The sequence below is a fragment of the Pseudonocardia sp. Ae505_Ps2 genome, assembly GCF_001932425.1.
Lineage (GTDB): Bacteria > Actinomycetota > Actinomycetes > Mycobacteriales > Pseudonocardiaceae > Pseudonocardia.
Window position 1 is genome coordinate 471,883 of record NZ_MCIP01000001.1, and the last position, 23,185, is coordinate 495,067.

General features: G+C 73.6%; 22 protein-coding genes. 4 read left to right on the forward strand and 18 right to left on the reverse strand.

All coding sequences use genetic code 11. The annotated features are described in order from the left end of the window. Positions 1–82 precede the first annotated feature (82 nt). The 10 genes from Ae505Ps2_RS02010 to ald all read right to left on the reverse strand — a co-directional run bounded on the left by Ae505Ps2_RS02010 (position 83) and on the right by ald (position 13,307). Positions 83–1,807, reverse strand: a complete 1,725-nt coding sequence (locus tag Ae505Ps2_RS02010) for an LpqB family beta-propeller domain-containing protein (protein WP_075310362.1) — start codon at positions 1,805–1,807, stop codon at positions 83–85. Further along, positions 1,804–3,519, reverse strand: coding sequence for an MtrAB system histidine kinase MtrB (gene mtrB / locus Ae505Ps2_RS02015; protein ID WP_233147799.1), 1,716 nt, complete (start codon positions 3,517–3,519; stop codon positions 1,804–1,806). The genes Ae505Ps2_RS02010 and mtrB overlap by 4 nt, the downstream gene beginning before the upstream one ends. Positions 3,520–3,616: 97 nt before the next feature. After that, complete coding sequence (gene mtrA / locus Ae505Ps2_RS02020; RefSeq protein WP_020622190.1) at positions 3,617–4,294, reverse strand: MtrAB system response regulator MtrA; 678 nt, start codon at positions 4,292–4,294, stop codon at positions 3,617–3,619. 25 nt (positions 4,295–4,319) lie between these two features. Then, positions 4,320–4,964, reverse strand: a complete 645-nt coding sequence (locus Ae505Ps2_RS02025; RefSeq protein WP_075310360.1) for a dTMP kinase — start codon at positions 4,962–4,964, stop codon at positions 4,320–4,322. Positions 4,965–4,982: 18 nt separating this feature from the next. After that, positions 4,983–5,462 (reverse strand): NUDIX hydrolase, encoded by a 480-nt coding sequence (locus tag Ae505Ps2_RS02030; RefSeq protein ID WP_075310358.1) that lies wholly within the window; start codon positions 5,460–5,462, stop codon positions 4,983–4,985. Positions 5,463–5,671: 209 nt separating this feature from the next. Beyond that, on the reverse strand, positions 5,672–7,159 hold the full coding sequence (ahcY, locus tag Ae505Ps2_RS02035) for an adenosylhomocysteinase (RefSeq protein WP_020622194.1): 1,488 nt from the start codon (positions 7,157–7,159) through the stop codon (positions 5,672–5,674). A gap of 264 nt (positions 7,160–7,423) precedes the next feature. Beyond that, positions 7,424–8,761: a glutamate mutase L gene (locus Ae505Ps2_RS02040; RefSeq protein ID WP_075553368.1), complete on the reverse strand. Its 1,338-nt coding sequence runs from the start codon at positions 8,759–8,761 to the stop codon at positions 7,424–7,426. Positions 8,762–8,947: 186 nt separating this feature from the next. Then, complete coding sequence (locus tag Ae505Ps2_RS02045; RefSeq protein ID WP_075310354.1) at positions 8,948–10,492, reverse strand: amino acid permease; 1,545 nt, start codon at positions 10,490–10,492, stop codon at positions 8,948–8,950. Positions 10,493–10,576: 84 nt separating this feature from the next. Beyond that, complete coding sequence (locus Ae505Ps2_RS02050) at positions 10,577–12,112, reverse strand: amino acid permease (protein ID WP_075553369.1); 1,536 nt, start codon at positions 12,110–12,112, stop codon at positions 10,577–10,579. A 94-nt stretch (positions 12,113–12,206) separates the two neighbouring features. Further along, positions 12,207–13,307: an alanine dehydrogenase gene (gene ald, locus Ae505Ps2_RS02055; protein ID WP_075553370.1), complete on the reverse strand. Its 1,101-nt coding sequence runs from the start codon at positions 13,305–13,307 to the stop codon at positions 12,207–12,209. A 96-nt stretch (positions 13,308–13,403) separates the two neighbouring features. On the opposite strand from ald, the gene Ae505Ps2_RS02060 reads away from it, so the two are divergent. Continuing rightward, positions 13,404–13,907 (forward strand): Lrp/AsnC family transcriptional regulator, encoded by a 504-nt coding sequence (locus Ae505Ps2_RS02060; protein ID WP_020623597.1) that lies wholly within the window; start codon positions 13,404–13,406, stop codon positions 13,905–13,907. Positions 13,908–13,968: 61 nt separating this feature from the next. Here the strand turns inward: Ae505Ps2_RS02060 and Ae505Ps2_RS02065 are convergent, their stop codons facing one another. Further along, on the reverse strand, positions 13,969–14,559 hold the full coding sequence (locus Ae505Ps2_RS02065; protein WP_075553371.1) for a TetR/AcrR family transcriptional regulator: 591 nt from the start codon (positions 14,557–14,559) through the stop codon (positions 13,969–13,971). 75 nt (positions 14,560–14,634) lie between these two features. Between Ae505Ps2_RS02065 and Ae505Ps2_RS02070 the strand changes: the two genes are divergently transcribed. Next, on the forward strand, positions 14,635–15,864 hold the full coding sequence (locus Ae505Ps2_RS02070; protein ID WP_075310348.1) for an NAD(P)/FAD-dependent oxidoreductase: 1,230 nt from the start codon (positions 14,635–14,637) through the stop codon (positions 15,862–15,864). 40 nt (positions 15,865–15,904) lie between these two features. Here the strand turns inward: Ae505Ps2_RS02070 and manA are convergent, their stop codons facing one another. From manA to Ae505Ps2_RS02095, 5 genes are all read right to left on the reverse strand, one after another. After that, the gene (manA, locus tag Ae505Ps2_RS02075; protein ID WP_075329695.1) at positions 15,905–17,116 is read right to left on the reverse strand and encodes a mannose-6-phosphate isomerase, class I; all 1,212 of its coding nucleotides are present in this window, start codon (positions 17,114–17,116) and stop codon (positions 15,905–15,907) included. A 28-nt stretch (positions 17,117–17,144) separates the two neighbouring features. Further along, on the reverse strand, positions 17,145–18,272 hold the full coding sequence (locus tag Ae505Ps2_RS02080) for an SIS domain-containing protein (RefSeq protein ID WP_139320116.1): 1,128 nt from the start codon (positions 18,270–18,272) through the stop codon (positions 17,145–17,147). Then, positions 18,269–18,472: a Trm112 family protein gene (locus tag Ae505Ps2_RS02085; RefSeq protein WP_020627721.1), complete on the reverse strand. Its 204-nt coding sequence runs from the start codon at positions 18,470–18,472 to the stop codon at positions 18,269–18,271. The genes Ae505Ps2_RS02080 and Ae505Ps2_RS02085 overlap by 4 nt, the downstream gene beginning before the upstream one ends. Positions 18,473–18,582: 110 nt before the next feature. Then, the gene (locus Ae505Ps2_RS02090; protein ID WP_075329696.1) at positions 18,583–19,995 is read right to left on the reverse strand and encodes a phosphomannomutase/phosphoglucomutase; all 1,413 of its coding nucleotides are present in this window, start codon (positions 19,993–19,995) and stop codon (positions 18,583–18,585) included. A 64-nt stretch (positions 19,996–20,059) separates the two neighbouring features. After that, positions 20,060–20,410 (reverse strand): DUF3499 domain-containing protein, encoded by a 351-nt coding sequence (locus tag Ae505Ps2_RS02095; protein ID WP_020627719.1) that lies wholly within the window; start codon positions 20,408–20,410, stop codon positions 20,060–20,062. A gap of 221 nt (positions 20,411–20,631) precedes the next feature. On the opposite strand from Ae505Ps2_RS02095, the gene Ae505Ps2_RS02100 reads away from it, so the two are divergent. Further along, positions 20,632–21,030, forward strand: coding sequence for a metallopeptidase family protein (locus Ae505Ps2_RS02100; RefSeq protein ID WP_020627718.1), 399 nt, complete (start codon positions 20,632–20,634; stop codon positions 21,028–21,030). A gap of 168 nt (positions 21,031–21,198) precedes the next feature. On the opposite strand, the gene Ae505Ps2_RS02105 is transcribed toward Ae505Ps2_RS02100, so the two are convergent. Continuing rightward, positions 21,199–21,489 (reverse strand): WhiB family transcriptional regulator, encoded by a 291-nt coding sequence (locus Ae505Ps2_RS02105; RefSeq protein ID WP_043282017.1) that lies wholly within the window; start codon positions 21,487–21,489, stop codon positions 21,199–21,201. 221 nt (positions 21,490–21,710) lie between these two features. Here Ae505Ps2_RS02105 and Ae505Ps2_RS02110 point away from each other — a divergent pair, with 221 nt between their 5' ends. After that, a complete protein-coding gene (locus Ae505Ps2_RS02110; RefSeq protein ID WP_139318933.1) occupies positions 21,711–22,478 on the forward strand; it encodes a site-2 protease family protein in 768 nt (255 codons plus the stop codon). 173 nt (positions 22,479–22,651) lie between these two features. Here Ae505Ps2_RS02110 and Ae505Ps2_RS02115 read toward each other — a convergent pair whose 3' ends face one another. Beyond that, entirely contained in the window at positions 22,652–23,182 is a 531-nt protein-coding gene (locus tag Ae505Ps2_RS02115; protein ID WP_075553372.1) for an NUDIX domain-containing protein, read from the reverse strand. Positions 23,183–23,185 lie beyond the last annotated feature (3 nt).

Consider the following 23,185-nt stretch of genomic DNA (forward strand, 5'->3'; position numbering starts at 1 on the left):
CGCCGTCGGAGCCCGCCGAAGGCGGGTTGTCCACATGCTCCGGAGTTGTCCACAGGCCGGCGGTCCGGTCACCGGGACGGCGTCAGCCGGGGTAGAACGGCTGGGTGGCCGCCCCGGTCCCGCCCACCTGCTGCCAGGCGTCGAACTCGCTGCCGGTGTAGCTCCACAGGCCGGTCCGGTCGGTCACGTACAGCGGGCGCCCCTCGGCGGCGGCCAGTGCCCGCAGCGGCGCGGTCAGGTTCGTCCCGGGGATCTGGTCCAGACGGAGCCCGTCGGCGCTCACCTCGGACATGGGGCGGTCGGAGTCGGAGGCGACCACGATCCGGTCCGCCGAATGCCAGTCGACCGACACCACGTCGTCGAGGTCGCCGGGGCGCAGCCGGCGCAGCGGCCCGACGGCGACCTCGCCGGCCTCCAGCGGGACGATCGGGCCGACGAGCAGCGCACCGTCGGCGACGACGGCGATCCGGCCGCCCTCACGCGCCAGCGCGATGTCCCCGATCCGGCCCAGCGGCGCCAGCCTGCCCGCGTCCACCGCGCCCTCGACCGGTGGCCCGGTCCGCGGGACGAGGACCCGGCGCAGCCTGCCGTCCACGACCGCCCAGATCTCGTCGCCGGGCCCGTTCCAGCTCAGCGAGCGGACGTCCGCTCCGGACACCGGGGTGGCGGTCAGCTCGCCGCCCAGCGGGCCGGTGAGCAGCCGCTGGGTGCCCGTCGACTCCCGGGACACGACGGCGATCCGCCCGCTGCGCGCGGACGCGGCGGCCTCGGTGATGTCGAACGAGCCGTTCCCGGCCTGCCCGGCGACCGGCGAGCTGACGCCGGTCGCGCTGAGCTGGTGCACCCGGCCACCGTCGACGACGTAGGGGAAGGCGGGGGCCCGGCCCGGGCCAGCGACGAGGTCGGCCTGGTCCGCGGCGGCCACCGTCGGCCTGCCGGGGACCAGTGGTCCGCCGTCGGTCAGCAGCTCCACCCGCGGGACGCCCACCCCGCCGAGGGTCTGCGCGACCTGCGCGGCGAGCAGCTCCCGGTCCTGCACGGACAGCCCCGACACCCCGGTCAGGTCGATCGACGCGGTACCCGCCGCGGGGTCGGTGGTGGCCGACCGGATCCGGGCGGTCGCCGGGAACATCGTCACCGCGGCCCCGGCCAGACCGGTGGACGGCCCGCGCAGCAGGACGTCGACGGCGTCCATCGCGAGCTCGCCGGGACGCCCGCTGCGGATGTAGTGCCCGTCGGGGAGCAACATCCGGCGGACCGGGTCGACGAACCAGGCCTGCAGCTCCCTGTAGTACAGGCGGAAGTCCGCCAGCCGGACCATCACCCCGGGCGGCGGCCGGTCGATCCGCCAGTGCTCACCCTCCCGGACGACCCCGACGTCGACCTCGACCCGCTGCGGCGAGGACTCGAACGCCCCGCCGGGCCCGACCGTCCCCAACCGGGTACCCCGCACCCGCACCGTCATCCGGTCCGGGCCCGGGGTGCCGCCGTCCGGGGACACCACGGTGTCGAACCGGTCGTCCAGGACGGTCAGCGACGCCGCGTCGTCCCATCCCGACGCCGACGCCGTCAGGTAGCGGCGGGCCTGCGCGTGCCGGTCGTCGGGCGAGCCGGAACGGTAGACGAACCCGCGGACCAGGCCGAGCGGCTCGTCGTCCTCGATCGGGCCGCTCAGGTCCCGCTCGGCCGCCTGTTCGCCCTGGCGCAGCACCTGCACGTCGGACTGCTGGGGCACCGTCGCGCACCCGGCGACGACGGCGGCGACGACCGCCACGACCAGGGCCGCCCACGCGGGCCGGGCGGTCACCGGTCGCCACCCGGGTCGATGATGGCGCGCTCGGCGGGCTGCATCGGCGCGTGCTCCTCGGCCCGCAGCCGCCACAGGTCCTCCTCACGCAGCTCGCGGCCGATCCCCTGCGGCGGGGTCGGCACCGAGCTGCCGTTGCGCCGTTCCCCGGCGTCCGCGGCCGGTGGGCCGAGCGGCAGCGGCGAGGCGGTGATGTGCCCGCCGACCTCGCGCGGCAGGGTCAGCCGGAACGCCGAGCCGTTGCCTGGCTCCCCCCAGGCCTGCAGCCAGCCGCCGTGCAGCCGGGCGTCCTCGATGCTGATCGACAGCCCGAGGCCGGTGCCGCCGCTGCGCCGGGCCCGCGACTCCTCGGCCCGCCAGAACCGGTTGAACACCAGGTCGGCCTCGCCGGGGCGCAGCCCGACGCCGTGGTCGCGCACGACCACGGCGACCGCGGCGTGGTCACCGGCCACCGTCACCTCCACCGGGCGGCCCTCGCCGTGGTCGATCGCGTTCGCGACGAGGTTGCGCACGATGCGCTCCACCCGGCGCGGGTCGGCCTCGATCAGCTCGCCGGCCGGCAGGTCCAGGACGAGGTCGGTGCCGGCGTCGGCGGCGATGCCGCGCACCGCGTCGGTCGCCCGCCGCACCACCGCGGACAGGTCGACCCGTTCGGCACCCAGCTCGGCCACGCCGGCGTCGAGCCGGGAGATCTCCAGCAGGTCGGCGAGCAGCTCCTCGAACCGGTCCAGCTCGGTGACCAGCAGCTCGGAGCTGCGGCGCAGCGCCGGGAGCAGCTCGTCGCGGGAGGCGTAGAGGACGTCGGCGGCCATCCGCACGGTGGTCAGCGGCGTGCGCAGCTCGTGGCTCACGTCGGAGGTGAACCGCCGCTGCAACGCACCGAACTCCTCGAGCTGGGCGATCTGCGCGGCGAGGCTGCCCGCCATCTCGTTGTAGGACTCGGCGAGCCGGGCGACCTCGTCCTCGCCGCGGACGGCCATCCGCTCGTCGAGGTGTCCCCCCGCGAAGCGTTCGGCGACGTCGGCGGCGTGCCGGATCGGACGAACGACCTGCCGGGTGACGAGGCTGGCGATCGCGGCCAGCAGCACCAGCAGCACCAGCCCACCGACGATCAGCGTGCTCTGCACCAGCCCGAGCGTCAGCTGCTCACCGTTGAGCGGGAACAGCAGGTAGAACTGCATCTCCCGGCCCGCGGTGGCGATCTTCTGCCCGATGACGAGGTTCGGGACGCCGTCGACGGTCGTGTACTGGCGGTTCAGGCTGTCCAGCGACCCGCGGGCGGTGATGTCCTGCTGGCGCGCGGTGATCTGGCCGACGTCGCCCGCCGACACCTCCGGCCCGTTCGCCGACCCCGTGGTCAGCGCGGCGCTGAACTCCCCGGCCGACCCGGCCCGCCCGGGGCCGGTGGTGTCGGTCAGCCGCTCCAGGGCGCTGTCCAGGGTCTCCTGCACGCCCTCCCGGTCCGGGTCGACGCTCGCCAGCTGCCCCTCCAGGACCTGCCGGTTCGCGTCCGACTGGGAGATCGCGGCGTCGAGCTTGCTCTGCAGCAGCCGTTCGGCGATCTCGCTCTGCAGCACCAGACCGAGCACCAGCACCACCGCCGACGACAGCGCCAGCGTCGAGGTGACCACCCGCAGCTGCAGCGACCGCCGCCAGGCCGCGGCGGTGAGCGCGCCCAGCTCGCGCGCCTGCACCCGCAGCGGGCCCAGCACGCGGGCGACCCGCCGGGCGCCGGGCAGCCGGGCCAGCCGGGTGCGGAGTCCGCGGCGGCCGGTCACCACGGCCGGTGCACCACCCACGGCGCGCCGGTCACGGAGGACCGGCCTTGTACCCCACCCCGCGGACGGTCAGGACCACCTCGGGGCGCTCCGGGTCGCGCTCGACCTTCGACCGGAGCCGCTGCACGTGCACGTTCACCAGCCGGGTGTCCGCCGCGTGCCGGTAGCCCCACACCTGCTCCAGCAGGACCTCGCGGGTGAACACCTGGCGCGGCTTGCGGGCCAGCGCCACCAGCAGGTCGAACTCCAGCGGGGTCAGCGCGATCGGCCGGCCCTCCCGGGTGACCTGGTGCGCGGGCACGTCGATGTCGATCTCGCCGATGGACAGCTGCTCGGCGGGCTCGGCGTCGTTGCGGCGGACCCTCGCCCGGATCCGTGCGACGAGCTCCTTGGGCTTGAACGGCTTCACGACGTAGTCGTCGGCACCGGACTCCAGGCCGAGCACGACGTCGACGGTGTCGCTCTTGGCCGTCAGCATGACGATCGGGACGCCGGATTCCGCCCGGATCGCCCGGCACACGTCGATGCCGTTCATGCCGGGCAGCATCAGGTCGAGCAGCACCACGTCCGGCTGGGTGTCCCGGACGGCGGGCAGCGCCCGCGTGCCGTCGGACACGACCGCTGTCTCGAACCCCTCGCCCCGCAGCACGATGGTGAGCATCTCGGCCAGGGCCGGGTCGTCGTCGACCACCAGTACGCGCGACTTCATGGGCCCCACTATCCCAGTCGTCCGGTCAGGCCCCGTGCAGCAGGGCGGGAACCAGCGCCGATGGGGTGACGGCGGGGTCGTCGAGCACCGTCCACGGGCTCAGCCACGACCCGGCCGCGAGGGCCCGGTAGACGGCGTCGGTGCGGGTCTGCAGGCCGTCGTCGCTCTCGTAGGCGTCGCGGGCGCGGGCGGCGTCGGCGGCCGCCCGGGACCGTGCGCGCTCGGCCGCGACCTCGCGCGGCGGGGCGAGCAGCAGCTGGTGGTCCGGGACCGGCAGGCCGAACCGGTCCATCTCCAGCGCCCGGATCCAGGCGACGACCTCGCCCGCGGCGTCCTGCCCGAGCCGGGCGGCGCTGTAGGCCGCGTTGGAGGCGACGTAGCGGTCGACGAGCAGCACGTCGTGGGCGGCGAGCGCCTCGCGCAGGCCGGGGGCGGCCGCCCGCCGGTCGAGTGCGAACAGCACGGCCATCGCGTGCACCGAGGAGGCCAGGTCGCCCATCCGCCCGTAGAGCGCGTCGCGGGCCAGCTCCGCGTGCACGTCGTCGTCGTACCGGGGGAAGGCCAGCGTGGCGACCGAGGCGCCGCGCCCGCCCAGCTCGGCGACCAGCGCCGTGGTGAACGTGTGCTTGCCCGCGCCGTCGAGCCCCTCGACGACCACCAGTCTCCCCACGGCGGTCGAGCCTAGGGGTCAGGCGCCCAGGGTCGAGACCGTGGGCCAGCTCGTCGCGAAACCGGGGTGCAGCTCCAGCTCGCCCAGCCGGTCGGTACGCACCCAGCGCAGCTCGGTGCTCTCCGCGCCCCGCACCCGGACCGGCGGCGCGTCCGGTGTCCGCACGACGACGGTGGTGTAGCTCCAGCCGCCGTGGTCGTCGACGAACTCCCGCACCGGTGCCAGCCCGGCGACGTCGAGCGTGCTCTCCTCGGCCGCCTCGCGCAGCGCCGCCTGCACCGCGGACTCCCCCCGGTCCCGGGCACCGCCGGGGATCCCCCAGGTGCCTCCGTGGTGGCTCCAGGACGCCCGGTGCTGCAGCAGCACCCGGTCGACGCCCACCGGGTCGGCGTCGTCGTGGTGCCGCACGAGCAGCCCGGCCGCGCCGAACAGGCCCCAGTGCCGGTGCCCCAGGGCGCAGTGGACCCAGCCGTCACCCGACCCGGCCTCGATCGTCATCTCGACGGTGACCTCCTGGTACGCCGACGGCGCGGCGGCCCGGGAAGGGGCCGCCGCGCCGTCGGAGCGAGAAAACTGTACCGATGCGCGATCCGCGAGCTACTCGCTCGGTACCGATGCGCGATCCGCGAGCTACTCGCTCGGTACCGATGCGCGATCCGCGAGCTACTCGCTCAGTACCGATGATGCGCGATCCGCGAGCTACTCGCTCAGTACCGGTAGTGCTCGGGCTTGTACGGACCCTCGACGTCCACGCCGATGTACTCGGCCTGGTCCTTGCTGAGCTTGGTCAGCTCGCCACCGAGGGCCTGCACGTGGATCCGCGCGACCTTCTCGTCCAGGTGCTTCGGCAGCCGGTAGACGTCGTTGTTGTACTCCTCATGCTTGGTGAACAGCTCGATCTGGGCGATCACCTGGTTGGAGAAGCTGTTGGACATCACGAACGACGGGTGACCGGTCGCGTTGCCCAGGTTCATCAGCCGGCCCTCGGACAGCACGATGATGGAGTGCCCGTCGGGGAAGATCCACTCGTCGACCTGGGGCTTGATGTTGATCTTCTTGATGCCCTCGACGCGGGACAGGCCCGCCATGTCGATCTCGTTGTCGAAGTGACCGACGTTGGCGACGATCGCCTGGTGCTTCATGCGCTTCATCAGGTCGACCGTGACGATGTCCTTGTTGCCCGTCGCGGTCACCACGATGTCGGCCTTCTCGATGACGTTCTCGAGGGTGTTGACCTCGTGGCCCTCGAGCAGCGCCTGCAGCGCGCAGATCGGGTCGACCTCGGCGACGATGACGCGCGCGCCCTGGCCGGCGAGCGCCTCGACCGAGCCCTTGCCGGTGTCGCCGTAGGCCGCGACGACCGCGACCTTGCCGCCGAGCAGCACGTCGGTGGCCCGGTTGAGGCCGTCGACCAGCGAGTGGCGGATGCCGTACTTGTTGTCGAACTTCGACTTGGTGACCGAGTCGTTGACGTTGATCGCCGGGAAGAGCAGCTCGCCGCGCTCGGCCAGCTGGTACAGCCGGTTGACGCCGGTGGTGGTCTCCTCGGTGACGCCGCGGATGTCGGAGTTGATCGTCGTCCAGCGCTGCGGGTCCTCGGCGAGGCTGCGGCGCAGGGTGTCGAACACGACCCGCTCCTCGTCGGAGACCGACAGGTCGTCGTCGGCGAAGCTCGGCACGACGCCGGTCTTCTCGAACTCGACGCCCTTGTGCACGAGCAGGGTGGCGTCGCCGCCGTCGTCGAGGATCATGTTCGGGCCGACGACGTTGCCGTCGGCGTCACGGAACTTGAACAGCTGCTCGGTGCACCACCAGTAGTCCTCCAGCGACTCGCCCTTCCAGGCGAACACCGGGACGCCCTTGGGCTCCTCGGGGGTGCCGTGCGGGCCGACGACGGTCGCGGCGGCCGCGTAGTCCTGGGTGGAGAAGATGTTGCAGGACACCCAGCGGACGTCGGCGCCGAGCGCGACGAGGGTCTCGATGAGGACCGCGGTCTGGGTGGTCATGTGCAGGGACCCGGCGATCCGGGCGCCCGACAGCGGCTTCGACTCGCCGTACTCCCGGCGCAGGTCCATCAGGCCCGGCATCTCGTTCTCGGCGAGCCGGATGTCCTTGCGGCCGTACTCCGCCTCGGAGATGTCGGCGATCGCGAAGTCCAGGCCGCCGGCGTGCTGCAGCTTCGGGTGATCGGTCATGGGGTGGGTGCGCCTCCTCAGGCGATCGAGTCGTACTCGTCGGCACGACGGGTGCGGTCCGACGGCGAGGAGGAGCGACGTGCACGGGGCACGGCGTCCTCCCTCCTCGTCGGAGACAGGCGCCCTTTCTCGTCCGTGCCGGCCGGGCCCGAGCGTGGCGGACGGACCGGTGACGGTCACGGCCGCTGCAGCGCCTCTCGGCGCCCGGCGATGTCGCGACCTCCATGGTCGCGAGCCGGTGCGGGGGTGTCAACTCATGCGTGATCAGCCCGTCAGGTGCTCGGCGAGCAGCCCGCTCGCCGCGACCTCGCGGCCGTGGGCGGCCAGCAGCCCGGCCGGGGCCAGCACGGACTCGCTGTCGACCCGCACCTCCGCCCGGGCCAGCAACGGGGCCAGGACGGCGTCGTGGCGCACCGTGCGGGCCGCGGCGGCCAGCCCGGCCGCGTCGCGCTGGCGGAACACGCCCCCGGTGAGGACGACGAGACCGATCTCACCTGCGTCGACGGGGGTGCCCGGGCCGGGCTCGGGCTGCGCGGGGTCGGCGAGGACGCCGGTGTGGCGCAGGTGCCTGCGCAGCGCGACCACCGCGGCGATCGCTGCCAGCCTGCGGTCCTCGGCCGCCGCGCCCCGGCCGGCGGGCACGGTGGCCCGCGACTCCTGCAGCGTGGCGACGGCCGGGCCGAGCAGATCGGCCTCGACCGGGTCGACGATGCCCTCGGTCTGGGCCTCCGTCAGGACGCCGACGGCGCCGTCGCGCACCCCGAGGTCGCCCTCCACGGTCGCGGCCGCCGGACCGGAGCCGGGGCCGTGGCGGTGCACGTCGGTGGTCGCCGACCCGACGTCGACGACGAGCACCCCGGTCCCGGTCAGCCGGGCCAGCACCCCGGCCCCGTCGCCGACGGCGGCGTGCGTGCCGGAGCGGACCAGCGCGCCGAACCGGCCGGTGCCCGCCCCGAGGACGTGCCGGGCGTAGAGCGCGGCGACGGCGTCCCGCGCGGGTCCGGCGACGATCCGGCCCGGCTGCGGCGTGACGTTGGGGCAGGTCGTCACGGCCCGCCCGCCGGCCAGCAGCAGGCCGAGCGCGTCGGCGCGGGCGTCCTCGCCGACCGAGAGCAGCACCGGCCAGTGCCCTCGGGTGCGGGCCAGCCTGCCCGCGTTGTGCAGCAGCACCGCCGGGTCGGCCCCGTCGGCCCCGCCGAGCAGCAGCACCGCGCCGGGACGACGGCTCGACAGCTCCAGCACCGCGTCGGGCTCCAGCGGACCGGGGTGCACCCCGACCACCCGGGCCCCCGCGGAGCGGCAGACCCGGTGCCCGGCCTCGGTCGCGGTCAACGTCTCGGCCCCGACCACGGCCAGGCGCAGGGCCCCGCCGGCCGAGGAGCAGGCCAGCACCCGCGGCGCGGCACGCCTGCGCCGGCCCGCGGCGGCCGCAGCGGCGGCGACCGCCGCGTCGACCCCGGTGAGCACGTCGGGGGTGGTGGGGTGCTCGGCGAACCCGGCCGGGGTCCCGTCGGGCAGCACCAGCACGGCCTTGGTCCAGCAGGAGCCGACGTCGAGGCAGACCGCAGGCGTGTGCGGGTCGTCCGGCGACGCGGCGGTCATGGAGGGCGAGCGTACTGCGGCCGGGCGGTTACAGGGAGTGGTCCGGGAAAGATCGGTTGCGACGCGCACCTGGCCGAGAGGTGGGTGCCCCGGCTCCACCATCGACCCCGTGATCAGCAGTACCTGAGCGCTGCCGCGGACCGGCCGGACAGCGCTCAGGTACTGATCGACTGCGTCTCGGATCGACTACTGCTCGGACTGCTGCGGGGCCTTGCGTCCGCGGGACTCGGCGGCGATCTCGGCCAGGGACTGGCCGGTGGCCAGCCGCGAGCGCCTGCGGCCGTAGACGAAGTACAGGACCGCGCCCAGCGCCATCCAGCCGAAGAACCGGATCCAGGTGTCGGCGGGCAGGAACAGTGCCACGCCGAAGCAGGCCACCGCCGACACGATCGGCAGCACCGGCATGAACGGCACCCTGAACGTGCGGGGCAGGTCCGGACGGCGCTTGCGGAGCACGATCACGCCGATCGAGACGAGCACGAACGCGGCCAGGGTGCCGATGTTGACCAGCTGGCCCAGCTCGGTGAGCTCCAGGAAGCCGCCCATCAGGGCCGCCGAGACACCGGTGATGATCGTCAGCCGGTACGGGGTGCGGAACCGCGGGTGCACCCGGGCCAGCCACGGCGGCAGCAGCCGGTCGCGGCTCATCGCGAACGCGACGCGGGTCTGGCCGAGCATCAGCGTCATGATCACGACGGTGAGGCCGATCAGGATGCCGAAGGAGATGATGAACTCCGCCGCGGGCAGCCCGGTCGCGGCCATCGCCGCCGCGGCCGGCGCCTCCACCCCGAGCTGCTCGTAGGGCAGGATCCCGGTGTAGACCAGCGACACGATGATGTAGAGCAGGGTCGCGATGGTCAGCGAGGCGATGATGCCGATCGGCATCGTGCGCTGCGGCTCCCGCACCTCCTCCGACAGCGTCGCGACGATGTCGAAGCCCAGGTAGGCGAAGAAGACCAGCGCGGCGGCGGTGAAGACGCCGGTCAGGCCGAACGCCGTGTCGATGCCGAACAGGTCCATGATCAGCGGGGTGCCCGCCGCGGTGGAGTAGTCGGCCGGCCGGGACTCGGGGACGAACGGGATCCAGTTCTCGCCCGAGACGAAGAAGACACCGATGCCGATGATCCCGGCGACGATGACGAGCTTGAGCGTGGTGACCGTGGCGTTGACCCAGGCCGACAGCTTGATGCCGACGATCAGCACGGCCATCATCAGCAGCGCGATGAACACCGCGGGCAGGTCGACGATCCCGCCGCCGCCGGGCCCGGCCGAGACGGCGTCGGGCACCGGGAGCCCGATGCTCGCCATCACCGTGTCGAAGTAGCCGCCCCAGCCCTTCGACACCGTGGCCGCGCCGAGGGTGAACTCCAGGACGAGGTCCCAGCCGATCATCCAGGCGATGAACTCGCCCATCGAGGCGTAGGAGAACGTGTACGCGCTGCCCGCCACCGGGACGCTGGAGGCGAACTCGGCGTAGCAGAGCGCCGCGAGCGCGCACACGATCCCGCTGATGAGGAACGAGAGCGACACCGCGGGGCCCGAGTAGAGCGCCGCCGCCTCCCCTGCCAGCACGAACACGCCGGTGCCGATCAGGACACCGATCCCCATGATCGTCAGCTGGACCGGGCCGAGGGCCTTCTTGAGCTGGAACTCCGGTTCCTCGGTGTCCCGGATCGCCTGCTCGACCGATTTCGTACGAAAGATACCACTGTTCGGGCTTCTGGCCGTCATGGCGGGAAAGATACGGAAAGTCCGTTTGATGCGGAACGGCGGCGCCCCCGGTCCAGGTGCGCCGCCGTCGTGGAGCGGGTCGGGTCAGTCCGAGGACGACGCCTGGGCGGGCAGGTCGCCGCGCTCGCGACGACCGAGGATCGAGTTCTTCCGCGAGTAGGCGAAGTACACGACCACACCGATGACCATCCAGATGATGAACCGCAGCCAGGTCTCGACCGACAGGTTCAGCATCAGCCAGACGCAGGCGAGCACGACCAGGATCGGCACGAGCGGCACCAGCGGGGTGCGGAAGCCGCGCGGCAGGTCCGGCCGGGTCCGGCGCAGGACCACCACGCCGATCGAGACCAGCACGAACGCGAACAGCGTGCCGATGTTGACCATCTGCTCGAGGTCCTGGGCCGGGAAGAACGTCGCGACCAGGGCGATGACGACGCCGATCAGCCAGGTGGCACGGCCCGGGGTGCCGAAGCGGTTCGTCTTCGCCAGCGCGGTCGGCAGCAGCCCGTCGCGCGACATCGCGAAGATGACGCGGATCTGGCCGAGCATCAGCACCATGACGACCGTGGTGAGACCGAGCAGCGCACCGATGGCGATGATCGTCGCCGCCCAGTTGATGCCCAGCGAGGCGAAGGCGGTGGCCAGCGTGGCGCGGGTGCCGTCGGGCTTCGTGGCCAGGTCGGTGTAGGGCACCATGCCGGTGATCACGAGCGCGACGGCGACGTAGAGCACGGTGACGATCGCGAGCGAGCCGAGGATGCCGCGCGGCAGCGCCTTGGACGGGTTCTTCGTCTCCTCCGCGGTCGTGGCGACGGCGTCGAAGCCGATGAAGGCGAAGAACACGATCGCGGCGGCGGCGAACACCCCGTAGACGCCGAAGACGCTCGACGAGGCGCCCCCGAAGAACGACAGCAGCGACTGCTGGATGCCGGTTCCGGTGTCGACGCTGCCGGGCGTGGGCTCCGGGACGAACGGGGTGTAGTTCGCCGCGTTGATGAAGAACGCACCCAGGATGATCACGAACAGCACGATCGCGACCTTGATCGTGGTGATCACCAGGCTGACCCGGCTGGACAGCTTCGTGCCGCGGTAGAGCAGGAACGCCAGGACGACCACGAGCAGCAGCGCGCCCCAGTCGAAGGAGAAGAAGCTCCCCAGCTCGAACGAGGTCGACACCTCGATGCCGAGCAGGCCGAGGGTCTGGGCCAGGTACTCCGACCAGCCCTTCGAGACGTAGGCCGAGCCGACAGCGAACTCCAGCACCAGGTCCCAGCCGATGATCCAGGCGATGAACTCGCCCAGGGTGGCGTAGGAGAAGGTGTAGGCGCTGCCGGCGACCGGCACCGTCGAGGCGAACTCCGCGTAGCAGAGCGCGGCCAGACCGCAGGCGACCGCCGCCAGCACGAACGACAGCGACACCGCGGGTCCTGCGATGTTGCCGGCCGTGCTGGCGGCCAGGGTGAAGATGCCGGCGCCGATGACCACCGCGACCCCGAAGACGATCAGGTCGATCGTCCCGAGGTCCTTTTTCAGCCGGGTGTCCGGTTCGTCGGTGTCCCGGATGGATTGCTCGACCGTCTTGGTGCGGAACATGCCGCCACCACGGCTCGTGACCGTCATGGCCGGTGAAACTACGACCGCGGTGCGGCCTGCGTCACGAATCCGGGGCCGGATTTAAGGTCACGATGGTGTTGCGCCGTCGAACCGGTCCCGGTCAGACGGTGCCGTGCGGCAGTCCGTGGGCCTGCGCGACCTCGTGCGACAGCAGCGTCCCGGCGTGGGTCGACAGGCCGGCGGCCAGGTGCGGGTCGGCCTCGGTCGCGGCCCGCCAGCCCCGGTCGGCCAGGCGCAGCACGTGCGGCATCGTGGCGTTGGTCAGCGCGCGGGTCGAGGTGTGCGGCACGGCGCCGGGCATGTTCGCGACGCAGTAGAAGATCGTGTCGTGCACCTGGTAGGTCGGGTCGGCGTGGGTGGTCGGCCGCGAGTCCTCGAAGCATCCGCCCTGGTCGATCGCGATGTCGACGAGCACGGCGCCGGGCCGCATCTGGGAGACGAGCTCGTTCGACACCAGGGTCGGCGCCTTGGCCCCGGGCAGCAGGACCGCGCCGATCACGAGGTCGGCGGTGGTCACCGCCTCGCGCACGGACAGCGCGGTGGAGTACTGGGTGCGCACGGCCCCGCCGTACTGCTCGTCGATCGCGCGGAGCTTGTCGACGTCGACGTCGAGCACGGTCACCTTCGCCCGCATGCCGGCGGCGATGGCGATGGCGTTCGCCCCCGCGACACCGGCCCCGAGCACGACGACCTCGGCACCCGGGGCGCCCGGGACGCCGCCCAGGAGCATGCCGCGCCCGCCGGCCGAGCGCATGAGGTGGTAGCCGCCGGCCTGCGGGGCGAGCCGGCCCGCGACCTCGCTCATCGGGGCGAGCAGCGGCAGCCGGCCGCGGGAGTCGGTGACGGTCTCGTAGGCGATGGAGGTCGTCCCCGCCGAGAGCAGAGCGTCGGTGCAGGCGCGCGACGCGGCCAGGTGCAGGTAGGTGAACAGCGTCAGGTCGGGCCGGAGGAAGCCGTACTCGGACTCGATGGGCTCCTTCACCTTGAGCAGCAGCTCGGCCGAGCCCCACACCTCGGCGGTGTCGGACACGATGTGCGCCCCGGCCTCCTTGAAGTCGGCGTCGGAGATCGCGGACCCGGCGCCGGCGTCGTGCTCGACGAGGACCTCGCGCCCCCGTCCGACGAGCTCGTGCACCCCGGCGGGCGTGAGCGCCACCCGGAACTCGTTGTCCTTGGTCTCCTTCGGCACTGCGACGCGCATGTCCTTCTCCTCCGCTCGGGGCCCTGTCCTGCATCAATGGTGAAGAAACATCGATAAGCTGCCAACAGAACTGAACAAGATTCTCTGAGGTGACTCATGAACGACGATCCTTCGTCGACGCCACGGAAGAGGCCGCCGTCGTCGAACCCTGTTCGGCTCGACGGGGTCGACCGCGCCCTGCTGCGCCAGCTGGAGCGGGATGCCCGGACGCCGAACAACTCACTCGCGGCGGGGGCGGGAATCGCCCCGTCGACGTGCCTGGGCCGGGTCCGGGCACTGCGCGAGAGCGGGGTGATCCGCGGGTACCACGCCGACGTCGACCCGGCGGCGACCGGCCACCCCCTGCAGGCGATGATCTCGGTCCGCCTGCAGTCCGACGCCCGCGACCGGCTCGCCGAGTTCGTGACCCGGGTGTCCCGCCGCCCCGAGGTCCGCGACGTGTACTTCCTCGCCGGCGAGGACGACTACATGATCCGGGTCGCGACCGCCGACACCGTGGCACTGCGCGACCTGGTCGGCACGCTCAACGCGTGGGCCGAGGTCGCGGGCACCCGCACGTCACTGATCTTCGAACACCACCGGGCGCCCGACACCTACTGAGCAGCGTCACCACCTGAGCCGCGTCTCCTGCTGAGCTGCGTCTCCTACTGAGCCGCGTCTCCTACTGAGCGGCGTCGTAGCCGTGGCGGATCAACGCGAACGCGGCGTCGAGGTGCTCGCGGGCCCGACCGGCCTGCTCACGCAGCAGCGGCGGGATCCCGACGACGACGTGCGCGAGCACCCGGTCCGCCGGTGACGGTTCGTCCCGGCCTGCGTCGCGGGCCAGCGCCGCCGCGAGTGCGGCCTCGTGGCGGGCCCACATCCGTCGTGCGTGGTCGCGCAGGCTCGGCGCCGCGTCGGTGAGCCTGCGGAAGCGCTCCAGGTCCTCCGCGCTCGGCCGCCGGTCCGAGGGCGGCCCGTCGACGCGCCGGAGCAGCCAGGCCTGCAGCCCGTCGACGACGTCGGTCCCCGGCGCACGGTCGCGCACCGCGGCGACCAGCTCGGCCTCCTGCGCCCCGTCCTCGTCGAACAGCAACGCCTCCTTGCTGCCGAAGTGCTTGAACAGCGTGGTGACCGAGACGTCCGCGGCCTCGGCGACCTCGGCGACGGTCACCTCGTCGAAGCCCCGGTCGAGGAACAGCCGCAGTGCGGCGTCCGCGATGCCCTGGCGGGTGGCGGCCTTCTTGCGTTCGCGGCGTCCGGGCGTGGTCACGGCGACAGGTTAGCGCAGTCACTCTGAAAGTGAAGTTACTACATTTTTGTAGTCGCTTCATCTACAGTCGGCGTCATGACCGACACCACCAGCACCGCACCGCACGTCCTCGTCGCCGGGGCCGGCCCCGGCGGCCTGACCCTCGCCCGCGTCCTGCAGCGCCACGACATCGCCGTCACCGTCCTCGAGCGCGAGACCGACATCGCCACCCGCGACCAGGGCGGCACCCTGGACATGCAGCGCGACAGCGGACAGATCGCGCTCGACGCCGCCGGCCTGCTCGAGGAGTTCCTGCGCATCTCCCGGCCCGAGGGTCAAGACATGCGGATGCTCGCCCTCGACGGGACCGTCCTGCTCGACGAGCGCGCCGCGCCCGGCGAGACGTTCAACCCCGAGATCGACCGCGGCGACCTGCGCACCCTGCTCCTCGGGTCGCTCGGCCCCGGCACGGTGCGCTGGGGCGCCCGGCTCGACCACGTCGAGCACCGCGACGACGGACGACTCGACGCCGTACTCGACGGGGCACCCGACGGGGCCTCCGACGGCGACCGGATCACCGCGGACCTCGTCGTCGGGGCGGACGGGGCACGTTCCCGGGTCCGCCCGCTGCTGTCGGACGCGATGCCGTCCTACGCCGGGGTCACGTTCGTCGAGCTGCGGGTCACGCCGTCGGCGTTCCCCGGGCTCGACGACCTGGTCGGCCGCGGCTCCATGAGCGCCCGCGCCACCGGCCGGGCGCTGTTCTGCCAGCGGCTCGCCGACGGCTCCGCCCGCGTGTACGCCGGGTTCCGCCGGGAGCGCGGGTGGGCCGCCGCGCACGGGCTCGGCAGCACCGGCGGGGTGCTCGACGACCCGGCGGCCGCCCGCGCCGTGCTGCTCGACGCGTTCGGCGACGCCGCCCCCGAGCTGCGGGAGCTCATCGTCCGCTGCGACGACCGGATCATCGACCGGCCGCTGGAGATGCTGCCGGTCGGGCACCGGTGGGAGCCGGTCCCGGGCATCACCCTGATCGGCGACGCCGCCCACCTGATGTCGCCGTTCTCCGGGCAGGGCGCCAACTCCGCCATGCTCGACGCCGCCGACCTGGCCCGGGAGATCGCCGCCACCCCGGACGACCTCGTCGCGGCGGTCGCCCGCTACGAGGCGACCATGTTCCCGCGGGCCGAGGCCAACGCCGCCGCTGCGGCACAGGGGCTGGAGCGCTTCTTCTCGGCGGCCGCCGCCGCGGACCCGGTGGCGGCGTTCGCCGAGGTGGCGGCGGCCGTCGCCGCGGCAGCCGAGGGAGACCGGGCCCGCCGCGGATGAGCCGCCGGTGCGACAGCGCTGCGCGCGAGTGCGGGCGCGGTTACAGGGCGTCGCCCGCCAGGAAGACGGTGGCGCCGTGCTCGCCGGTGGTCAGGACGGCGCCGCTGTCGGTCGCGGAGAGGAACACCGCGCGGCCGCGGGGCAGCTCGACGCTGCCACCGTCGGCGTCGACCGCGGCGTCACCGTCGACGCACAGCAGGATGCGGGCGCCGGTGCCGGGCACGTCGAGCTTGTCCCGGCCGTCGGTGACCGCACGGCGGAGCAGGAACTCCTCCACCGGCACGTCGTAGCGCTGCCAGCCGTCGGCGCCCGGGTCGGGGACCGGGGTGCGGACCGGAGGCGGCGGGGCGGTGAAGTCGAGGACCCGCAGCAGCTCCGGCACGTCGACGTGCTTCGGCGTCAGGCCGCCGCGCAGCACGTTGTCGGAGTTGGCCATCACCTCGATGCCCGCCCCGGACAGGTAGGCGTGCAGGTTCCCGGCCGGCAGGTACAGCGCCTCGCCGGGGGCCAGGGTGATCCGGTTGAGCAGCAACGCGGCGAGCACGCCCGCGTCGTCGGGGTAGCGCTCGGACAGGTCGAGCGTGGTCTTCGCCTCGCCGGTCCACTCCGGGGCCGTACCGCGCTCCAGCAGCCTGATCGCGCCGTCCTGCAGGGCCGGGACGAGCCCGTCGAGCACCGACTGGGGCAGCGTGATCCAGGTGGTGAACAGTGCGCGCAGCCCGTCCGGGCACGGCTGACCGGCGAGCAGCTCGGTGTAGGTGGCGAGCTCGGGGACGTCGAGGGCGCGCAGCAGCTCCACCGTGCGGGCCGGCTCACGGAACCCGACCAGCGCGACGAACTCGGTCAGCGCGCAGATCAGCTCCGGCTTGTGGTGGGCGTCGCGGTAGTTGCGGTCCGGCGCGTCCACCGCGATCCCCGCGGCGTTCTCCCGCTCCCAGCCCTCGCGGGCCTGCTCCAGGCTCGGGTGGGCCTGCAGGCTCAGCGGCTCCTCGGCCGCCAGCACCTTCAGCAGGAACGGCAGCCGCCCTTCCCAGCGGTCGCGTCCCGGGCCGAGCGCAGCGACCGGGTCCGCGGCGATGAGCTCGTGCAGCGGGCAGGTGCCCCCGGCGACCGTCGACGGGGCGGCCGGGTGCGCGCCCAGCCACAGCTCCGCCTGCGGGTGCGGTGACGGGACGGGCTCGCCGAGCAGCTCGGCGATGACCGTCCGCGAACCCCAGGCGTAGGTGCGGATCGGGTTCTCCAGCAGTTCCACGGGTCTCCCGGTGTCAGGTGCGCGGGGGTCAGGTGATCAGGGTGGCGCCGGTCGCCAGGCCGAGGTACACGGCGGCGATGTCGGCACGCAGGGCGAGGACGCCGGCACGCAGCAGCGCCGCGTCGCGGGTGCCCCGCGGGATCTCGTCGACCGGGTGCGCCAGGTCGGCGTTCGGCCACTCCCGGCCGAGCACCCGGCGGCTCACCGCCTGCGGGTCCTCCTCACCCGTGCCGAGCAGCACCAGGCGCGGCGGCGGCGCGTCGCCACCGGGGGCCGGGTCGTCGAACGGGTCGTGGAAGATGTCGCCCCCGCCCCGCTCGGACAGGTCGACGGCGACGCGCAGCCCGGCCAGGGTGCCGGCCTGCGCGAGCCCGTCGGCGTGCGCGACGACACCGGCGTGGGTGGCCAGTGCCAGCGCGCCGTGCCGGGCCACCGCGGCGGCGGCCGGGTCCACCCCCCACAGCAGCGGGGTCCGCTCGGCCAGCCGCAGCGCGAGCGCCTTCGCCGGGTTCACGAACGGCTCGTGCGCGGGCTGGCAGCGCTCGGCCTCGGCGTCGAGCGCGTCGGCCAGCGCCTCGAGCCGGGCCGGGACCTCCTCGCTGCGCATCCCGGGCAGCAGGTCCAGCTCGGCGACGGCGACCAGCGCGACCGTCAGCGCCTGGGCGAACCCGAGGCCCTCGGGCAGCGGGATGCGCGGCTCGACCAGCCGGGCGCGCCCGGCGCCCGCCTGGGCGACCGGCCCGGAGTCCGGCGCGGAGAGCACGACCTCGGCGCCGCGGTGCACCGCGACGGAGACCGACTCGGCCAGCTCGGGGTCGGTGGGGTCGGTGGGGTCGGTGGAGTGCGCGACGACGACGTCCAGCGGCCCGATCCAGCCCGGCATCCGCTCGGCGACCACGACCGGAACCGGACAGCGGTCGGTGAGCAGGGCCGTGACGAGGTCGGCCACCGCCCCGGAGACGCCGGGCCGGCGCAGCAGCACCAGCGCGCGGGGACGGTGCCCGCGCAGCCGGTCCAGACCGGCCTGGCCCGCGGTGTACAACGCGGACCGGACCTGGGCGCCCGCGGTCGCGGCGGCCCGCAGGACACCCGTGGTGTCCCGCGCCGCCAGCTCCTCGGGATCGGCCAGCAGCGTGTCGTCGAGCACCCCGTTCACCCGTCGTCCCGTCCGTCCCCCGCCGGCCCGGTACCGGGCAGCGCCTCGTCGAGGAGCAGCACCGGGATCCCGTCGGTCACCGGGAACGCGCGACCGCACGCCGTGCAGGTCAGCCGGTCCTCACCCGGGGTCAGGACCGCGTGCGCGTCGCACGGGCAGGCCAGGATCTCCAGCAGCTGGGGGTCGAGCTGTAGGGCCACGGTTCTCCTCGTCGTCATCTCGCGCTCTCGATGCTGCCACCCGGTACCGACACTCCGCGGCAGCCGACCGGGTACGGACGCCGTCACCGCAGGTGTGCGGGGTCGTGCGATCAGGCGCGCACGACCGCCAGCACCTCGTCGACCAGGGCACGGACGGCCGCGGCGTCCGCCGCCTCGACGTTGAGCCGCAGCAGCGGCTCGGTGTTCGAGGCCCGCAGGTTGAACCACGAGCCGTCCGGCAGCGAGACGGTCAGCCCGTCCAGCCGGTCGAGCTCGACCCCGTCGCGCGCGCCGAAGACGCGCTCGATCTCGGCGACCCGCCCCGCCTGGTCCTCGACCGTCGAGTTGATCTCGCCGGAGGCCGCGTAGCGGTCGTAGTCGGCCATCAGCCCGGACACCGTCGCGCCGTCGGCCGCCGCCCGGTGCTCGCCGAGCGCGGCCAGCAGGTGCAGCGCCGCGAGCATCCCGGAGTCGGCCTTCCAGAAGTCGCGGAAGTAGTAGTGCGCGGAGTGCTCGCCGCCGAACACCGCGCCGGTCTCGGCCATCGTCTGCTTGATGAACGAGTGCCCCACCCGGGTGCGGACCGCGCGGCCGCCGTGCTCGGCGACCAGCTCGGGGACCGCCCGCGAGGTGATCAGGTTGTGGATCACGACGACGTCGGACTCCCCCGCCGCGTGCGCCCTGGCGAGCTCACGGGCCGCGACCAGACCGGTGATCGCGCTCGGGCTCACCGCCTCGCCCTGCTCGTCGACGGCGAAGCAGCGGTCGGCGTCGCCGTCGAAGGCCAGACCGAGGTCCGCGCCCTCGGCGACGACCCGCTTCTGCAGGTCCACCAGGTTCGCCGGGTCCAGCGGGTTCGCCTCGTGGTTCGGGAAGTTCCCGTCGAGCTCGAAGTACAGCGGGACGACGCGCACGTTCAGGCCGTCGAACACGGTCGGGACGGTGTGCCCGCCCATCCCGTTCCCGGCGTCGACGACGACGGTCAGCTCCGGGGACGCGTCCAGCGAGGTCAGGTCGACCAGGCCGCGGAGGTGACGCGCGTAGCCGTCGAGCATGTCCTCGGTGCGCACCGCCCCCCGGGACGGGACCTCGGGGACCCCGGAGTCGAGGAAGCGGGCCGCCTCGTCGCGGATCGTCGCGAGACCCGAGTCCTGACCGACCGGGACGGCGCCGGCACGGCACAGCTTGATGCCGTTGTAGGCGGCCGGGTTGTGGCTCGCGGTGAACATCGCGCCGGGCAGGTCCAGCGAGCCGGACGCGTAGTAGAGCATGTCGGTGCTCGCGAGCCCGATGTCGACGACGTCGAGCCCCTGCCCGGTCACCCCGTCCGCGAACGCCGCCGCCAGCGCGGGCGAGCTGTCCCGCATGTCCCGCCCGACGACCACCGCCGACGGCGCCGGGTCGTCGCCCGCCACGAGCCGCGCCGTCGCCGCACCCAGTGCACGCGCGGTGGGCTCATCCAGTTGGTCGCCGACGACACCGCGGATGTCGTAGGCCTTCACGATCGCCGAGAGGTCGGGCACGACGCACGACCCTAGCGCAGTCGTGTCACCCGTCCGCGCAGGTCTCCTCACCCCGTGGGGCGGCTCAGCCGTCCTCGGGCTTCGGGAGCACCCGCAGGTGCCCGCGCCGCCCCGTGCCACCCGGCCGTGCGACGACCTCGACCGGGCGGTCCACCCGGCCCGCCTCGCGGACGGCGTCGGCGAGCGCGGTGAGGTCCTCACCGCTGTGCTGGGGCTGGGCGAACTCGCCCTCGAACCGGACGACCTCCCACCCGCGGGGGGCCGTGAGGTTGTGCGCGTGCCCGGTGCAGAGGTCGTAGGAGTGCGGCTCGGCCTGCGTGGCCAGCGGGCCGACGACGGCGGTCGAGTCGGCGTAGACGTAGGTGAGCGTGGCGACGGCGAGCTCGGTGCAGCCCGTCCGTGAACATCTCCGCACACTCAACACGTCGTCGACGATAGCCCGTCGCAGGCCCGCCGCCGTACTGCGACGCGCACCCCGCTCGGCGGACGGTCCGCCCGCCGCGGTCGCGGGTCGCCCCTCGACGGGGCACGGGGTCCTAGAATGCCCTGGTGCCCACCGCTCGCCCCGAGAAAGACCGCCGGCCGCCGCGCAGCCCGCGCCGGCGGGACCGGCGCGGACGCGGCCTGCGCGGCCTGATGTACCCGGTGTCGACGCCGGCCTTCCGCACCCGCGCCGAACGCTTCGACGCGAAGGTGCTGGAGGCGCTCGAGCCGATCGAGGCGCGCTGGGGCCCGGAGCTGGTCGACCTCGACCTCGCCGTCGACGACGTGCCGTCGGTCGACCGCACCTCGCCCGACGAGATCGTGTGGGGCACCGGGGTGCTGGCCGACGTCGGCGTCCCGCTGGCGCACCTCGTCCCGGCCGGGGTCGACTCCGCCGGGATGCCGACCCGGGCGCGGATCGTGCTCTACCGCCGCCCGCTCGAGGCCAGGGCGCGCAACGGCGAGGACCTCGCCGACCTCGTGCACGAGGTGCTCGTCGAACAGGTCGCGGAGTACCTCAACATCGAGCCCGACGCCGTCGACGGCGGCTGAGCGGCGCGGTACGGCTGCCCGGCGACCACCGACACCGGGTACGACGACAGGCCGGTCACCGTGACGGCGACCGGCCCCGTGCTCGTTCCCCCGCAGGCGGATCTCAGACTGCGGTGCTGTCTGCGCTCTTCGCTCCGCTCAGACGGCGGTGCTGCCTGCGCTCTCCGCTCAGACGGCGGCCCGGCGGAGGCGACGACGCTCCCGCTCGCTCAGCCCGCCCCAGATGCCGAAGCGCTCGTCCTGGGCCAGCGCGTACTCCAGGCACTCGGCGCGGACCTCGCAGCCGGAGCAGATGCGCTTGGCCTCCCGGGTGGAGCCGCCCTTCTCGGGGAAGAACGCCTCCGGATCGGTCTGGGCGCACAGCGCGCGCTCCTGCCAGTCCGGGACCTCCTCGGCGGAGCCGTCGTCCAGCAGGCCCCTCAGGTCCAGGATCTGGGCGACCTGGTCGTAGTCGGCCATCTCCTGGCCGGGTCGTTCGACCGCCCCCACCGGCTCGGCTTCCACCGGCCGCAGCATCCGCATGAACCCCTCGACGTCGTCCACTCGCCCACCTCCCCGCAACGCACTGGCGAATGACACCGCTGTAAGTACAGCGCTGACACTAGCTCTGTGCAAGCCGGCTCTGCCGATTGAGTGAAGGGTCGCGCGCGGACGTTTCCTCCGGCATGGAGTATGGGTACGTGCCGTCCCTGACACGCCGCATCAGCCCCTGGTTCCTGCTGATCCTCGGCGTCACCCTGCTCGGTGGTGTCCTCGCCGCCGCCGTCCCCGCACAGTCGCAGGCCCTGGCGACCCTCGGGATCTTCGTCATGGTGCTCGGAGGCTGGGTGGTGTCGCTGTGCCTGCACGAGTACGGGCACGCCATCACCGCCTACCGTGGCGGGGACACCTCGGTCGCGGCGAAGGGCTACCTGACCCTCGACGTGCGGCGCTACACCGATCCCGGCCTGTCGCTGGTGCTGCCGCTGATCATCCTGCTGATCGGCGGGCTGCCGCTGCCCGGCGGCGCGGTGTGGATCAACCAGTGGGCGCTGCGGTCGCGGGCCCGGCGCAGCGCGGTCTCGCTGGCGGGCCCCGCGGCGAACCTCGTCCTGGGCATCGTGTTGATCATCACGGTGGCCGCGTTCCCGGAGATGCCGATCCCCGTCGCGGCGGGACTGTCCGCGCTCGCCTACTTCCAGATCATCGCGTTCGTGCTGAACATGCTGCCCGTGCCCGGCCTCGACGGCTGGGGCGTGCTGGAGCCGTACCTGTCCGTGCCGGCACTGCGTCTCGGCGAGCGGGTCCGGCCCTGGGCCCCGTTCGTGCTGCTCGCCCTGCTGCTGTTCGTGCCCGGGGTGGGCGCACTGTTCTTCGCCGTCACCCAGCTGCTCTTCGGCGCCGCCGGCGGCAACCAGCAGCTGTTCCAGCTCGGCTACTCCGAGCTGTTCTTCTGGCGCAACCTCTGAGCCCCGCTCACCGCTCCACGGTTCGCGCGCGAGTTCGGAGTCCGCGCGTGTCGTGACGCGCGCGAACCTCGGTCCCGCGCGCAAACCCCGATTCTGCGCGCGGACGTCGGTTTCCGAGCGGATGCCGGTCTCGCGAGCGGACGCCGCCGGGGTGGGGCGGGCGGGGCGGCAGGTCAGCGGGCGGCGGCGACCATCGTCGCGACGGTGTCGTCGTCGTCCGGGAGGGCGTCGACCGGCCACCAGCGCAGGTCGAGCGACTCGTCGCTGATCCGCGGGGTCGCCCCGGCCGGGGCGCGGACCAGGTAGCGCACGTCGAGGTGCCGGGTCGGGACGCCGAGCGAGCAGGTGACCGGGTGGACGTCGACGTGCAGCGGGTGCTCACCGATCTCCAGCCCCGCCATCCCGGACTCCTCGGTGGCCTCCCGCAGCGCCGCGGCGCGCAGCGAGCCGTCGCCGGGCTCGCAGTGCCCACCCAGCTGGATCCAGCGCCCGACCCGCGGGTGCAGGGTCAGCAGCGTGTGCTCGCCGGTCGCGTCGAGCAGCAGCGCCGACGCGGTGAGGTGGCAGGGCACGCAGGAGCGGTCGCAGGCGTCGTCCGGGCGCGCGTCCAGGAAGGCCAGCAGGGCGTGCTGCAGAGCCCGCTGACCGGCGTCGGGCGGGGTCCACGCAGCGAGCTCGCGGGCGGCCGTCGCCGGGGCTACCACGGG

What these genes read in the sequence shown, in the direction of transcription:
- Ae505Ps2_RS02050 (WP_075553369.1), bottom strand. Translation starts at nt 12,112, where the DNA reads ATGACGGTCACGAGCCGTGGTGGCGGCATGTTCCGCACCAAGACGGTC.
- Ae505Ps2_RS02060 (WP_020623597.1), top strand. Translation starts at nt 13,404, where the DNA reads ATGAACGACGATCCTTCGTCGACGCCACGGAAGAGGCCGCCGTCGTCG.
- Ae505Ps2_RS02100 (WP_020627718.1), top strand. Translation starts at nt 20,632, where the DNA reads ATGTACCCGGTGTCGACGCCGGCCTTCCGCACCCGCGCCGAACGCTTC.
- Ae505Ps2_RS02040 (WP_075553368.1), bottom strand. Translation starts at nt 8,761, where the DNA reads ATGACCGCCGCGTCGCCGGACGACCCGCACACGCCTGCGGTCTGCCTC.
- ahcY (WP_020622194.1), bottom strand. Translation starts at nt 7,159, where the DNA reads ATGACCGATCACCCGAAGCTGCAGCACGCCGGCGGCCTGGACTTCGCG.
- Ae505Ps2_RS02070 (WP_075310348.1), top strand. Translation starts at nt 14,635, where the DNA reads ATGACCGACACCACCAGCACCGCACCGCACGTCCTCGTCGCCGGGGCC.
- Ae505Ps2_RS02105 (WP_043282017.1), bottom strand. Translation starts at nt 21,489, where the DNA reads ATGGCCGACTACGACCAGGTCGCCCAGATCCTGGACCTGAGGGGCCTG.
- ald (WP_075553370.1), bottom strand. Translation starts at nt 13,307, where the DNA reads ATGCGCGTCGCAGTGCCGAAGGAGACCAAGGACAACGAGTTCCGGGTG.
- mtrA (WP_020622190.1), bottom strand. Translation starts at nt 4,294, where the DNA reads ATGAAGTCGCGCGTACTGGTGGTCGACGACGACCCGGCCCTGGCCGAG.
- Ae505Ps2_RS02030 (WP_075310358.1), bottom strand. Translation starts at nt 5,462, where the DNA reads ATGACGATCGAGGCCGGGTCGGGTGACGGCTGGGTCCACTGCGCCCTG.
- Ae505Ps2_RS02045 (WP_075310354.1), bottom strand. Translation starts at nt 10,492, where the DNA reads ATGACGGCCAGAAGCCCGAACAGTGGTATCTTTCGTACGAAATCGGTC.